This is a genomic window from Clostridium estertheticum subsp. estertheticum, assembly GCF_001877035.1.
Lineage (GTDB): Bacteria > Bacillota > Clostridia > Clostridiales > Clostridiaceae > Clostridium_AD > Clostridium_AD estertheticum.
The window spans coordinates 1,058,281-1,072,245 of sequence record NZ_CP015756.1; the positions used below are offsets into that span (position 1 = coordinate 1,058,281).

The following is a 13,965-nucleotide window of genomic DNA, read 5'->3' on the forward strand; positions in this document are numbered from 1 at the left end:
ATTAGCTAGGGCGAGACCTTTTTTATGGTTAGTTTGAAAATTATAAATTATTTTATATCTATAACTGCGTTTTTATCTACGATATTCCACCAAGTCTTTCCTGGATTTAAAGGTAAAATATTCCCTTTTTCATCTGTTAGTAGTGTTTTTGAAGTTGTAGTTTTTTTAGTCCAAAACATTTTAACATATTTGCCATTACTTATAACATAACCATTTCCTGTGCCCACAAGTTTAATGTCTAAATGACTCCCATCTACTTGAGTTTTAATTGTAGTTATTTGGACAACTACATTTTTAACGCTTAAGGGAAGTTTATTTTCTTTATCAGTAGAAGATTTTCCATCCATGCTTTTTAGGTAAAGTCCATTTTTATAAGTGTATCTAGTATTGTAATATTTATTTAAAGTTAATAATATATCTGATGCTTTATTTAGTTTAGTATTATCCCAATAGCTTTTATCAAATTTTAATGTATCCCTAGGTGAGTACACAAATTTTTTAATTTTGATAAGCTCTCTTAATTTATCTGTGGAGGTATAAAGGTTATGAGGAGCTTTCCTTATCGAATCCCTCCAATAGGTAGAGGCATTCGTCATTTCGTTCATGCTCATTAATTTTTCTCCATTTATTTTAAGAAGAGCTTCTTCGCTTCCACCACAATGAGCAAAAGGCAAATTATATTCCTTTGAAATATCTAAGAAATAAGCCCGAGCGCTTCTAATTGGTCCAATCTTTTTTGGACTCTCCTTTTGAAACAATGTTATAAACCTAGGAATTCCACCCTCTGCCATGGTTTCATAAACTATGTCTGCATCATTTAATCCAGATTGAGGTCTTGCATCTAAAGAGTTTTCGATTATTGCAAGTGCAGCAATATTAGAGAAGACTTCCTTTGTTACCTCTTCACCAGTATAGGGTGAGATATATTTTTGAGAGGTTTTTACAGCGGGTTTTGGTTTGAGTTGTATTGTAGTATCAACTTTTTTGCCACACCCCTGGGATAAAAAAAACATTGAAACAAGTATACATAATACTAGTTTAGATTTATTTTTCAAAATAAATATAACCTCCCTTAGTTTTAAGTGTCATAATATCTGGTCATAATAAATCTTTCTACAAGTCATAGACAATTACCTTTATATTTAATAATTTTTTTTGCGAAATATCTATTATAATATAAAAACTTATACTATAATAGATATTAATAAAGAATAAGTATTAAAGACTATAAAAATAATATGTTGAGAGGTGATTTTTATGTATGATGTAACTATTATAGGAGCAGGAGTAGTTGGAGCAGCTATTGCAAGAGAACTTTCAAGGTATGATTTAAAAATATGTATTTTAGAAAAAGAAGATGATGTTGCAACCAAGGCGTCGAAAGCAAATAGTGGGATAGTTCATGGTGGATATGCAGCAAAGTATGGTACATTAAAAGGACAATTGTGTGGAAAAGGGAATAAAATGTATAAGGCACTTGATAAAGAATTAAATTTTGGATATCGGAAAACAGGAGCTTTGGTAATTGGATTTAATGAGAGTGATGAGAAAAGGATTACTGAGCTATACGAGAACGGTCTAAAACTTGGATGCGATGATTTGGAGATTATAAAAGGTGAGAAGTTAAAAGAGATAGAGCCATACTTAAATAGTGAAGTAAAGGTAGCACTTTATGCTAAAAGTGTAGGGGTTACATCACCTTATGAATTTACAATTGCATTAGTTGAAAATGCAATAACTAATGGTGTTGAACTTAAGCTAGAGAATGAAGTAATGAGTATAGAAAAATTGGAAGAAAAATTTATGGTTCATACTAATAAGGAAGATATCGAATCAAGGTACATTATAAATGCTGCCGGACTTCATAGTGATAAAATATCTAATATGGTAGGAATCGATGATTTTAAAATAGTACCAAAGAGAGGTCAATATATTTTAATGGGAAAAGATCAAGGTCATCTTGTAAATACTGTTATTTTTCAAGTTCCTACAGATAAGGGGAAAGGAATACTTGTAACTACAACATATCATGGTAATTTTATGATTGGGCCTAATGCAGAGGAAGTTGATAATACAGAAGATGTATCAACTAATGAGAATAGTTTAAAGGATGTAATTACTGCTGCTAGAATGTCCATACCTGATTTTAATATTCAAAAGGCATTAACTACTTTTTCAGGTATAAGAGCCACTAGTAGTACAGGGGATTTTATCATTGAGGAAAGCAGAGTTAAAAGATTCGTAAATGTTGCTGGGATAGATTCACCAGGACTTACATCATCACCTGCAATTGCGAAGATGGTTGTAGATATAATTAAGAATTTAGAGGGAAATCTTAAACTGAAAAATAGTTTTAATCCAAATAGAAATGGAATAGTAATAAAGAAAGATAAGAATTTTGATGGAAAAGTTGATGATGAAAATAAAGAAAAGAATATAATATGCAGATGTGAGCAGGTTACAGAGTCAGAAATTATTGACGCTATTCACAGAAATATACCAATTAATTCTACAGACGCTATAAAAAGACGTACAAGAGCAGGAATGGGAACTTGCCAAGGTAATTTTTGTCAAAGAAGAGTTAAGGCTATAATAGCAAGAGAACTTAATATTTCAGAGGATAAAGTTACTGTAAGGGGAAATAGTAATTCTAAATCACCAGTTAAAGCGGAAATAAATTTAATTAGGAAAGCTAAATATTAAGATAATAAATCTAAGTTAGAATGAAAAAAAGAGCAAAGATCATTTTATGAACCTTGCTCTAATGTTTGAGTAAAAAATTAACTTAAGCTAGGTTTGTTTACAACTAGTTTTGATAAACGTTTTATAGGTAAAATAGCAATAATTATACAGGTGATTATTGCTTCGAGACCCATGTATGAGCCGTTATATAAAAGGGAATATAAATAAACTGAAGTTCCCTTTGGAGCAGAGGTAGCGAAAAATACCACGCCGGATATAAAATGGCATGCAAATCTTGCTAGCATTGCACAGATTACTCCGATAAGTATTCCTGTAATTTTAAAGGATCTAAAGTATCCTGCTATTCCAATTGCCATAAAAGGAAGAGGATAATCAAATAATACTTGGACTGGGTGGACTGCAAAAGGAGATAATATGAAATTTATTATTCCAAATAAAAAGCCTGTTAGAAAACCAACTTCAGGGCCATAAAACAATGCTATTAGTACTATTGGGACCATACTTCCAGCAGTTACGCTACCACCTTGTGGTAATTTCATAATAGTAATAAATTGTAATGAAGTAGCTAATGCGATAGATACACCAACTAAAGTTATCATTTGCGTAGTAAACTTAATCTTTCTAACTTTTAAGATAACATAAATTAATATTAAAACTCCGAGTAGTGCAAAAAGAGCAATGGGGCTTTTGGTAATTTCAGTGATTCTTTCATTTAAAGACATTTATATAACCTCCATGTATTGTGCCTTAGAGGTATTATGGTGAAAACAAAAAAACTATATTCACAAAAGGAATATAGTTAATGTATTTATACATCATTACCGCTTTCCTCCGCTGGTATTATCCAGATCAGGTATAAGGGTCAATGAATTGAATATTCATATCTCAGCCATAAGGCACCCCTAGCACATATTTTATTATTATTTAATTATATAACAGTATATTACAATTTACAAGTAATTTTATGTATTTAGTATATGGGACGCCTATGTAAGTAAACAAAAGGTAAGTTTGCAATTTAAAACACAGAGTGTTATTGTATAAGTGTTCTAGGTAAATTCTAAAATTAGGATAGGTTTTGTTAAAAATTAAACAATAAATTATAATTACAAAAATATCGTTCTGAAGGTATGAGGGTTCGTCCCGAATGAGAAGGCGAGAGAATAGTTGTAATATTGTTAAGGAGCATACTTTTAATGGTGTGTCTTTAATTATAAGAAACTATCCCTATGCCTTTAGAGGTATAGGGATAGTTTAATTTATTAAGGAGATTTAATTAATGGAAACAAGAATTGCATTAATTGGAATTATAGTTGAAAACACAGATGTAGCTCCAAAGATTAACTCTATACTTCACGAATATGGTGAGTATATTGTAGGGAGAATGGGCTTGCCATATCATAAACGTGATATCTCAGTAATAAGTGTCGTTATTGACGCACCAAATGATGTTATCAGTGCTCTATCAGGTAAGCTAGGAATGATACCCGGTGTGAACACTAAAACAATTTATTCCAAAGTTACACCGCAAGCAAGTAAATAATAAATTATTTTAAATAAAAAGGAGATTATGTTATGTATGATTCTATGTCAAAAAATGCAACAGAGTTTATTGATGATGATGAAATTTTATCTACCGTTGCATATGCTAAGGAAAATAAGAGTAATCGTGAATTAATTGATAGTCTAATAAAACGTGCAAGTGAAGGCAAGGGGTTAACACATAGGGAAGCTGCTGTTCTACTTGAATGTGATTTGAAAGATGAAGAAGAAAAAATGTTCAAACTTGCAAAGGAACTTAAGCAAAAACTTTATGGTAATCGTATTGTTATATTTGCGCCTTTATATCTTTCAAATCATTGTATAAACGGATGTGTATATTGTCCTTATCATTCTAAAAACAAAACAATACATCGTAAAAAACTTTCGCAAGAAGAAATAGTTAAAGAGGTTGTTGCGCTTCAGGATATGGGACACAAGAGATTGGCTTTGGAAGCAGGAGAAGATCCTATTAATAACCCAATTGAATATATTTTGGAGGGTATAAAGACAATCTATAGTATTAAACATAAAAATGGAGATATTAGACGTGTAAATGTCAATATTGCGGCTACTACTGTAGAGGAATATAAGATGCTCAAAGAAGCTGGAATTGGAACTTACATACTTTTCCAGGAAACTTATAATAAGAAAAGTTATGAAGAGCTTCACCCAACGGGACCAAAACATAACTATGCATATCATACTGAGGCAATGGACCGTGCGATGGAAGGCGGTATTGATGACGTTGGAATTGGCGTCTTGTTCGGCTTAAATATGTATCGTTATGACTTTGTAGGTTTACTTATGCATGCAGAGCATTTAGAAGCAGCTAAGGGTGTAGGCCCACATACTATAAGTGTTCCAAGAATTTGTCCTGCTGATGATATTGATCCGAATGCATTTTCAAATTCAATATCAGATGAGATGTTTGAAAAAATTGTAGCTGTTATTCGTATTGCTGTACCATATACAGGCATGATTGTTTCAACTCGTGAATCAAAATCAACTCGCGAGCGTGTGCTAGAACTCGGTATATCTCAGGTAAGTGGAGGATCATGTACAAGTGTCGGGGGATATTCAAAGAAAGAGTCAGAAGATGATAATTCAAAACAATTTGAAGTAACAGATACTAGAAAATTAGATGAAATAGTAAATTGGCTTTTAGAACTTGGTTATATTCCAAGCTTTTGTACCGCCTGTTATAGAGAGGGACGTACAGGAGATAGATTTATGAAACTTGTAAAATCAGGTCAGATTGGAAACTGCTGTCAGCCAAATGCACTAATGACACTTAAAGAATATTTGGAGGATTACGCATCCGAGGATACTAAGAAAAAGGGTGAGATCTTAATTCAAAATGAGATTCCAAATATAAAAAGTGAAAAAGTTCGAGAAATTGCAACGGAGTATTTGAAAGAACTTAAAGATGGAAAAAGAGATTTCCGTTTCTAAAAATACAAAAGAGGTAGAGTAGAATTTGCTCTACCTTTTTTTGCATTTTCATATAATAAAGTGATTTTATCATTTACTTGACATATTGCTGAGATAGTAATAGTATAATAATATAAAGTATATAATAATTATTACTAATAGATAATGTGATAAATAAAAGAAATCGGGGGAATTTAAATGAATTTAAAAGAAGTTTATGAAGGTAGAAGAGCTATTAATTTTTTTGATACTAATAAAGGTGTGGAGGCTGGATTACTTAAAGATATAATTAACCTTGCGGTTCTAGCACCATCAGCATTTAATCTTCAACCTTGGGAGATTATAGCAGTAAAATCTAAAGAGGGTAAAGAAAGATTGCATAAATTTGCAGCTCAACCTAAGATATTAGAAGCTCCAGTTACTTTAATTATAGTAGGTAACAAAACAGGATATGAAGCATCAAACCCTACTTGGAATGATATGTTAAAGTTAATGGGTGGAGATAAAGAAAAATTAGCAGGTACACAAGGAATGGCAGCTGGTTTATACGGCACATCAAACGAAAATAAATTAAAGTTTGCTGAAAGTAACGCAGGATTGCTCGCAATGTCTATAATGTATGCAGCTAAGAGTCTTGGAGTTGATTCTCATGCAATGAGCGGAATGGACTTTGAAGGTGTACGAAAAGAATTTGAACTTGATGAGAATAAGACTGTAGTTATGCTAATTTCACTTGGTCACTTAGATGAGAGTAATACACTTTACCCAAGAGCATATAGAAGAGGGTACGATGAGATAGTTAAAGAAGTTTAAAATATTTTAAATTATAATTTAATAGATTGTAATAACAAAAGCGGCGCCATAGATTGTGGGCCGCTTTTGTTATTATTCTAAATACACCAGATTATATGGGGTTTCTTGGTAAACGTAATAGTTTAACCAATTTGAAAAGAGTAAACTTGAATGACCTCTCCATTTTACAATAGGTGTTTTAGTTGGATCATCTTGTGGATAATAATTTTTTGGTACATCAATATTTAAACCATTTGCGATATCTCTATCATATTCTGTTTTGAGCGTTAATGGATCATATTCTGAATGTCCTGTTATAAAAATCTGCCGTCCTTTTTTCGCTGATACAATGTAAATTCCTGATTCATCTGATTCTGATATAATTTTAAGTTCATCGACTTTATCAATATCAACTTTCTTTATTTCAGAATGCCTTGAATGCGGAACATAAAACTCATCGTCAAATCCAGTCAATAGCCTAACATTCTTCTGCGTTGCCGTATGTTTAAATACTCCAAACAGTTTTTTGCATAGTTTATGTTTTTGAACTCCATAATGATAATAAAGCCCAGCTTGCGCACCCCAACAAATATGTAGGGTGGAGAATACATTGCGCACGCTCCAGTCCATGATTTTTTTTAGCTCATCCCAGTAATCTACTTCTTCAAAAGGAACATTTTCAATAGGTGCTCCTGTTATTATCATTCCATCAAATTTAGAATCTTTTATTTCATCAAAAGTATTGTAAAATTTAATTAAATGTTCAGGTGATATATTTTTGCTGTCATGACTTTCTGGGTGAAGAAGCACTATATCAATCTGAAGTGGTGAGTTACCAAGAAGTCTTAGAAGTTGCGTTTCTGTATCAATCTTTGTAGGCATTAGGTTTAAAATTATAATTTTTAATGGCCTAATATCTTGATGAAATGCGCAGTCTTCTGTAATAGTAAAAACATTTTCTTTATTTAGAGTCTTATATGCTGGAAGATTGTCTGGTATTTTTATTGGCATCTAAATCCTCCTTAGGTAATGCATCTTGCGTATTATAATATGACAGATTCATAAATTATTTTTGTGACTATTTAACTGCTTTTTCTAGGGCTTGATTTAAATCGTATATAATGTCATCAATACCTTCTACACCAATTGAAAGTCTTATCAAATCTGTAGTAACTCCAGCAGCCTTTTGTTCTTGCTCATTGAGCTCTGCGTGAGTTGTGCTTGAAGGATGAATTACAAGTGATTTTGCATCAGCAACATTTGCAAGTAGTGAGAATAACTCTACACTGTTAATAAATTTCTTTCCTGCCTCAAGTCCGCCTTTTATTCCAAAAGTAAATATTGAACCTGCGCCTTTTGGTAGATATTTTTTAGATAAATCTTTGTATTTACTTCCTTCGAGCTCTGGGTAATTTATCCATGAAACACTTGGATGCTTACTTAAGAATTCAACTACGGCTCTAGCGTTTGAAACGTGCCTCTCAACTCTTAAAGACAATGATTCAAGTCCCTGAAGAAATAAAAATGCACTTTGGGGACTAAGAGTAGCGCCAGTATTTCGTAGAAGCTGAACTCTAGCTTTTAAAGCAAATGCTGGTGCACCGAGGTCTGCATATACGAGTCCATTGTAGCTTTTATCAGGCGTTGTAAAATCAGGAAACTTACCGCTTGCCCTCCAATCAAACTTACCACCATCAACTATAATTCCACCAATAGTAGTTCCATGTCCACCAATAAACTTTGTTGCGGAGTGGATAACTATATCAGCACCAAATTCAATTGGACGGCATAGGAAAGGAGTTGCAAATGTACTGTCAATAATAAGTGGTATTTTATTTTCGTGTGCGATTTTTGCTACTGCTTCTATATCTAAAATATTTATTTTTGGATTCCCTATTGTTTCACCGTAAAGTGCTTTTGTCTTGTTTGTTATTGCTTTTCTAAAGTTTTCAGGATCATCTGGGTCTACAAATATTACGTTAATTCCAAGTTTCCTAAGTGTAACATTAAATAATTCATAAGTACCACCATAGAGTGTACTTGCAGTTACGATTTCATCGCCACAGCTAGCTACATTAAGTATTGCATAGAATATTGCAGCTAGTCCGGAAGCTGTAGCAAGTCCAGCAACGCCACCTTCAAGAGCAGCTACCCTCTTTTCGAAAACATCAGTAGTCGGATTCATTATTCTTGCATATACATTACCTGGCTCTTTTAATTGAAATAAATTTGCTGCATGATCTGCATTTTTAAAGACAAAAGATGATGTTTGATAAATTGGAACTGCTCTTGAACCAGTAGTAGGGTCTGGGACTTGTCCTGCATGTACCTGTAATGTTTCGAAACTTAATTTTCTCTCACTCATATTAATTCTCCTCTTTAATATTATTTTTAATTTATTGAATTATACTGTAAATATATGTTCGTTTTTTATACGTAAAGGTTTATAAAAAAAAAGCAACTCTCCTATAAGGAAAGCAGCACGATTAACTTTAATAAACAATAAAATTGTATAATAAAATTTGCTATCTTCCTTATCTTTCAGATTTTACAATCTGATGGAATTGACACCATTGCATTTCGCTATAAATGCTGGTTGTCGGGTATCATCGGGCCAGTCCCTCTACCTCTCTTGATAAGTATTTTGTATTAAGTTGTTAAAGATATGATAAAGCTTTTATTGAATATTGTCAATAGTCTAAAAACAAATTTACAGACTAATATGTACAGAAATAAAATAAATTGTCGATTAAAAACTAGATAAAAGGTAAATGTGATATTATAACAAATAAGTACTGCTCGCGGTAACAAAACAATGGAAATAGAATAATATAAAGTATAAATATTATTTTGGAGGTACTTATGTACGATTATCGTTGTAAAAATTGTGAAAATCTTGGACAATGTATGTCTATGATGAATATGCCCATGATGAATATGCCCATGATGAATATGCCCATGATGAATATGCCCATGATGAATATGCCTATGATGAATATGCCAATGGAGAATATGCCAATGGAGGATATGGAAATGGAGGATATGCCTATGGCGAATATGCCAATGGGAAATATGCCAATGGGGAATATGCCTATGGGAAATATGCCTATGGCGAATATGCCTATGATGAATATGTCCATGATGAACATGCCAATGATGAACATGCCAATGATGAATATGCCTATGTGTGAGGAAGATGATGATGAGTTAAAAAGCATGTACCCTAAGGTTTACCATAGGATGCATCCGATGGTAAAGCATCATTGCGATATGATGGTTGCAAGACATGGAAAGATGTATTGCCCTAGCAAGGAGGAAATGGATCATGTCTGTAAAGAAATAGCTGACAAGTACAAAGAGCACCATAAGGATGATTATGATGAGGATGATTGCAGAGATGATGGTGATGGTGATGATATGATGAGGAGAAGACGTCGCTTCAGCGGTGGGGGACTTCAAGATATAGCTAGAATATTAATTATCGGAACTTTACTTGGAGGCAGAGGCTATAATTACGGATATTAATATGATTAAATTTTATTAAGTATTATAAGTTAAGTTATTATTATATTCTAAAAAACTGCTGAAGCATGTTGGCAGTTTTTTTTATGTAAAGTACACATACTTATGAGTATTAGTGCAGATGGGACAGAAAGAGGATATAATGAAGAGAACCACGAAATAATTTATGTTATAAATAAATTTAAACAAAGGGGATAACAATGATAAAAACAAATGTTATGCGTATTTTAGATAAAATGAATATAGAATATAATGTTATGACCTATGAGGTTAAAGATGATAAAGTAGATGGGATATCTGTGGCAAAGAAGATAGGTAGAGATGAAAAATACCTATATAAAACCATAGTTACACATGCAAATTCTAAAGAAATTTATGTTATTGTGATTCCTGTCAGACAAGAAATAGATTTTAAAAAAGTAGCTAGAGTAACTAATGAAAAGAGCATAGAAATGTTAGACCTTAGAGATCTACAAAAGTGTACAGGATATATTAGAGGTGGGTGTTCACCCATAGGTATGAAGAAAAAGTATAAAACATTTATTGACAAAGGAGCACTTGAAATAGATAAGATAATTGTAAGTGCTGGGAAAATAGGATTTCAAATAGAGTTAAACCCGAACTTATTAAAAGATATCGTAGATGGTGAGTTTGCTGATTTAATAAAGTAAACCTAAAAAAATAAAAAAAGATGGTTTCTAACTAATATAGAAATCATCTTTTTTACTTTTTAGTTATTTGTTTATATATCTCCATTCATAGATCCAATATATTATTATTGCAACTACAGCAAAAAATATTGGACCACCTACACTCCAAAGGGTTGTTGGTAAGTCTCCTTCGAGTGCTGGTTGTATTATTGAAAAGAAATTTGCAAATCCAACAGTGAACATAACTACTATTGTCCATATTAAAGCACTTGTGTTAGTTTTAAATATTTCAAAAGGTTTAACAATAGCTTTGTTTTTCTTAAATGGTGCAAAAGCAAATGCTATAAACATGTATGGAAGAGTCATAGCTACGTTAGTCATTGAAACTAATATTTCAATGAACTTTTTCATAGAAGCTCCACCAACAACAGAAACAAGGAAAATCATAACACAAACTATTATGGCTTGAATCCACATTGCATTTTGAGGCATTCCGTTTTTCATTTCTGCCATTTTCCCAGGCCATAATTTAGGTGGCGTACCCTCAATTAATTGTTTTAATGGTGAGAACATTAGTGTAAAGAAAGCACCAGATAAAGCTAGGAACATTGAAAGTCCAACGAATCTAGCTACACCATGTCCAATTGCTATTGAAGTAACTTGGGTTGCACCGTATGCATTACCAAGAGAATATCCTAGGTTGTTCATTACTACATAACCAGCATTAGCTAAGTTAACGTTATCGCCAGTCATAACAGTAGACCAGTTAGTAAATATACCAACAAGGAATATTCCAAGTGAGTAGCCAATTGAGATAATAATTGCTGAAATAACAACACCTTTAGGGAAGTTTTTTTCAGCATTTTCTGTTTCATCAACTAGTCCTCCAACAACTTCAATACCACCATAAGCAAATATAGCAAATACTACGAATGCAAATGATTGAAGTATATTCCCAACAAATTTAGGATTTGGTGAATCTATGAATGAACTAATTCCAGTTATTGGCTGAGCTAAATGACCATGATTTCCTACAAGGACTAGAATAGCTCCAATAAATAAAACTATATTTAATAATGCTACTGCAGTACCTCCAAGTGAAGTTACTTTTTTTATTTTATCTAATCCCTTAGTTGATATAATTGTAACAAATAATATCCAACATATTCCGAGTATTCCTAAAAATTTAGGACCCGTTAATCCAAATAAACCCCAAGTCTTTGTTGTATCTGTACCAAATATCGCATTTGATATTGGAACCCAAACTGTTGACGCAACATTAACCATCCAGATTACATAAGATGCATACCACATAAACGTTCCCATAAAGGCAAATTTAGCTCCTACGGACTTTGCCATCCATGAATAAATTCCACCTTTTTCATCCTTAAAAGCTGCACCGAACTCAGCCATCATGAAAGCAAAAGGTATAAAAAACGTTATTCCTGATAAGATATACCAAGGAATAGCAGCATAACCCATTTTATAAAATGATCTTGGAATGTTATTAAATCCGTAAACTGAAGTAAAAATCATTAATACCAATGGTACCAATGTTAAATGCTTAATATTTTTTGATTTTTCTGACATTTCTTTCCCCCTAACGAGCTTGTAAATAAATTTACTCTACTAATATAATTATATATAAAACAAGAAAAAAATCAATCCTTTATTAAGTCCATAATCAGCTATAATTATACAATAATGTAAATTTTAACTAATCTTTGAAAAGTGTTAATATAATGATGATGATGATGATTTACCTTGTATTTGCTGATTTAAGCTTAAAATGTTATAATATAAATAATTATAGCTTAATAAAATGGGCACGCTAACTATAAAGGTTTAAAAAGTTGGAGTGTTTTTTGAATTTAATCACAATTAAGTGTTGAAGGAGAGATTATGCGAAAAAGTGGAAGAACACCGTTAATGAGAGCAAAAAAATTAGAGAAGGCATTAGGTATTTCAGAGATATATTTAAAACTTGAAGGAGCTAATCCATCAGGACATAAATATGATCGTATTTCAGAAGTTCTAGTTAAAGATGCGATTGCTAATGGATTTAAAAAAATTTTAGTTGATGGGTCTGAGTGTTACATACAATCGGTCCAGTTATTTGCAAAGTTAAATGAACTTGAGATTAAGGTTCCTTTATTTAAACAAGAGAAATGGAAGATTTCCAGAATAGATAAATCTATTTTATTTGATATGCGTGATAAAAAAGATACTATTACGCGTTCTAATTTAAGAGAGATAGCAGAAAAAAACAACATGTATTTGATGTGTGAATGGAATTTGAATAATATTATTAGCCATCTTGTGCTAGAGGATATGACAAGAGAGTGCCTAGAACGTATGGATTTTAAAGCTGATACAATTACAATACAATTAGGCCTTGGATATACACTTTCAAGTGTATATAGTGGATTAATTAAGAGTTGGGTACATGAAGAATTATGTAAGTTACCTGAATTAATATGTGGTTCAAATCCGTCGTGGAAAGATTCAATGGACGAGTACGTTAGAAAGATGCAAATCGGTGGGATTAAAAGCAAGGAAAAAGATACTGCAAAAACTAATTTATACATGGAAGATGATTATACAGGTATAGTTGCAACAGTTGAGAAAATAATTATGGATACACGTGCCCAAATGATTGAGATTGAAGAAATTGATTTAAAAAATGCGGCTAACATGTTAAGAGACGTTGAAGGTGTTATGGTATCCAGGAAGGAATCATATGCAATGGCAGCATTTATCAAAAAGGCAAATCAAGGGAAACTAAGTAATGGAAAACATTTAATTATTTTAAATGATGCAAGAAGTGAAATCGAAGTGTGTGAGATTAAAAGTTTTAATGATAAAAACAAAGAAGAGCTGCTTGAGATGACACGTGATTGGTTGTCTACTTATAATGATTCAGTGGGAGAGACTGTGGATGCTATAGAAAAAGCTATGAAGGAAGGCTTTTTATTAATAGCGAAACGAAATGGTGAAGAACAGGGTATCTGTATTGTAGTAAATATGGGGTTTGAACGATTTATTCCAACTTACCACCTTGCATATATTGGTGTTAAGCCGGGTAATAAAGGGCGAGGTGTGGCGTCGGAACTTATAGGGCGTGCAATTGAGCTAACAGATGGTAATCTGTCCCTTCATGTAGATCTTGATAATAAAAGGGCTAAAAATCTTTATCGTAAAATGGGCTTTAACCATGTATACGACAGGATGATATATAATCATCCAAATGAGTAGGTTAAAATTAAAAAAGGAGGTCAAACTACTGAAATATATTTCAGTAGTTTGACCTCCTTCTTTTTTAGAA

Annotated in this window: 12 protein-coding genes and 2 riboswitches; of the genes, 7 read left to right on the forward strand and 5 right to left on the reverse strand. The window is 32.3% G+C overall.

Features of this window, described 5'->3' with window-relative positions; all coding sequences use genetic code 11:
• Positions 1 to 47: 47 nt before the first annotated feature.
• Positions 48 to 1,055, reverse strand: a complete 1,008-nt coding sequence (locus A7L45_RS05040; protein WP_071611754.1) for a DUF3048 domain-containing protein — start codon at positions 1,053 to 1,055, stop codon at positions 48 to 50.
• A gap of 202 nt (positions 1,056 to 1,257) precedes the next feature.
• Between A7L45_RS05040 and A7L45_RS05045 the strand changes: the two genes are divergently transcribed.
• Positions 1,258 to 2,703, forward strand: coding sequence for an NAD(P)/FAD-dependent oxidoreductase (locus tag A7L45_RS05045; RefSeq protein ID WP_071611755.1), 1,446 nt, complete (start codon positions 1,258 to 1,260; stop codon positions 2,701 to 2,703).
• A gap of 77 nt (positions 2,704 to 2,780) precedes the next feature.
• On the opposite strand, the gene thiT is transcribed toward A7L45_RS05045, so the two are convergent.
• Entirely contained in the window at positions 2,781 to 3,425 is a 645-nt protein-coding gene (gene thiT, locus A7L45_RS05050; RefSeq protein WP_071611756.1) for an energy-coupled thiamine transporter ThiT, read from the reverse strand.
• An 87-nt stretch (positions 3,426 to 3,512) separates the two neighbouring features.
• Positions 3,513 to 3,617: riboswitch (TPP riboswitch) on the reverse strand.
• Positions 3,618 to 3,982: 365 nt separating this feature from the next.
• Here thiT and A7L45_RS05055 point away from each other — a divergent pair.
• The 3 genes from A7L45_RS05055 (at position 3,983) to A7L45_RS05065 (ending at position 6,489) form a co-directional block, all read left to right on the forward strand.
• Positions 3,983 to 4,246: a TM1266 family iron-only hydrogenase system putative regulator gene (locus A7L45_RS05055; protein ID WP_071611757.1), complete on the forward strand. Its 264-nt coding sequence runs from the start codon at positions 3,983 to 3,985 to the stop codon at positions 4,244 to 4,246.
• A 32-nt stretch (positions 4,247 to 4,278) separates the two neighbouring features.
• A complete protein-coding gene (gene hydG / locus A7L45_RS05060; RefSeq protein ID WP_071611758.1) occupies positions 4,279 to 5,697 on the forward strand; it encodes a [FeFe] hydrogenase H-cluster radical SAM maturase HydG in 1,419 nt (472 codons plus the stop codon).
• 177 nt (positions 5,698 to 5,874) lie between these two features.
• Positions 5,875 to 6,489: a nitroreductase family protein gene (locus A7L45_RS05065; RefSeq protein ID WP_071611759.1), complete on the forward strand. Its 615-nt coding sequence runs from the start codon at positions 5,875 to 5,877 to the stop codon at positions 6,487 to 6,489.
• A 72-nt stretch (positions 6,490 to 6,561) separates the two neighbouring features.
• Here A7L45_RS05065 and metA read toward each other — a convergent pair whose 3' ends face one another.
• Positions 6,562 to 7,479: a homoserine O-acetyltransferase MetA gene (gene metA, locus A7L45_RS05070; protein ID WP_071611760.1), complete on the reverse strand. Its 918-nt coding sequence runs from the start codon at positions 7,477 to 7,479 to the stop codon at positions 6,562 to 6,564.
• Between the two features lie 67 nt (positions 7,480 to 7,546).
• The gene (locus A7L45_RS05075) at positions 7,547 to 8,833 is read right to left on the reverse strand and encodes an O-acetylhomoserine aminocarboxypropyltransferase/cysteine synthase family protein (protein ID WP_071611761.1); all 1,287 of its coding nucleotides are present in this window, start codon (positions 8,831 to 8,833) and stop codon (positions 7,547 to 7,549) included.
• Between the two features lie 166 nt (positions 8,834 to 8,999).
• Positions 9,000 to 9,110, reverse strand: a riboswitch (SAM riboswitch).
• 220 nt (positions 9,111 to 9,330) lie between these two features.
• Between A7L45_RS05075 and A7L45_RS05080 the strand changes: the two genes are divergently transcribed.
• Entirely contained in the window at positions 9,331 to 9,993 is a 663-nt protein-coding gene (locus A7L45_RS05080; RefSeq protein ID WP_071611762.1) for a hypothetical protein, read from the forward strand.
• A gap of 197 nt (positions 9,994 to 10,190) precedes the next feature.
• A complete protein-coding gene (gene ybaK / locus A7L45_RS05085; protein WP_187350231.1) occupies positions 10,191 to 10,661 on the forward strand; it encodes a Cys-tRNA(Pro) deacylase in 471 nt (156 codons plus the stop codon).
• 63 nt (positions 10,662 to 10,724) lie between these two features.
• Here ybaK and yjeM read toward each other — a convergent pair whose 3' ends face one another.
• Positions 10,725 to 12,230 carry a glutamate/gamma-aminobutyrate family transporter YjeM gene (gene yjeM, locus A7L45_RS05090; protein WP_071611764.1) on the reverse strand — a complete coding sequence of 502 codons (1,506 nt, stop codon included), beginning with the start codon at positions 12,228 to 12,230 and terminating at the stop codon, positions 10,725 to 10,727.
• 312 nt (positions 12,231 to 12,542) lie between these two features.
• Here yjeM and A7L45_RS05095 point away from each other — a divergent pair, with 312 nt between their 5' ends.
• Complete coding sequence (locus A7L45_RS05095) at positions 12,543 to 13,895, forward strand: pyridoxal-phosphate dependent enzyme (RefSeq protein WP_071611765.1); 1,353 nt, start codon at positions 12,543 to 12,545, stop codon at positions 13,893 to 13,895.
• Positions 13,896 to 13,965: the final 70 nt, after the last annotated feature.

Bases quoted from the DNA above. Each gene is read 5' to 3' on its own strand.
- A7L45_RS05045 (WP_071611755.1), top strand. From the start codon at position 1,258: ATGTATGATGTAACTATTATAGGAGCAGGAGTAGTTGGAGCAGCTATT.
- thiT (WP_071611756.1), bottom strand. From the start codon at position 3,425: ATGTCTTTAAATGAAAGAATCACTGAAATTACCAAAAGCCCCATTGCT.
- A7L45_RS05055 (WP_071611757.1), top strand. From the start codon at position 3,983: ATGGAAACAAGAATTGCATTAATTGGAATTATAGTTGAAAACACAGAT.
- hydG (WP_071611758.1), top strand. From the start codon at position 4,279: ATGTATGATTCTATGTCAAAAAATGCAACAGAGTTTATTGATGATGAT.
- A7L45_RS05065 (WP_071611759.1), top strand. From the start codon at position 5,875: ATGAATTTAAAAGAAGTTTATGAAGGTAGAAGAGCTATTAATTTTTTT.
- metA (WP_071611760.1), bottom strand. From the start codon at position 7,479: ATGCCAATAAAAATACCAGACAATCTTCCAGCATATAAGACTCTAAAT.
- A7L45_RS05075 (WP_071611761.1), bottom strand. From the start codon at position 8,833: ATGAGTGAGAGAAAATTAAGTTTCGAAACATTACAGGTACATGCAGGA.
- A7L45_RS05080 (WP_071611762.1), top strand. From the start codon at position 9,331: ATGTACGATTATCGTTGTAAAAATTGTGAAAATCTTGGACAATGTATG.
- ybaK (WP_187350231.1), top strand. From the start codon at position 10,191: ATGATAAAAACAAATGTTATGCGTATTTTAGATAAAATGAATATAGAA.
- yjeM (WP_071611764.1), bottom strand. From the start codon at position 12,230: ATGTCAGAAAAATCAAAAAATATTAAGCATTTAACATTGGTACCATTG.
- A7L45_RS05095 (WP_071611765.1), top strand. From the start codon at position 12,543: ATGCGAAAAAGTGGAAGAACACCGTTAATGAGAGCAAAAAAATTAGAG.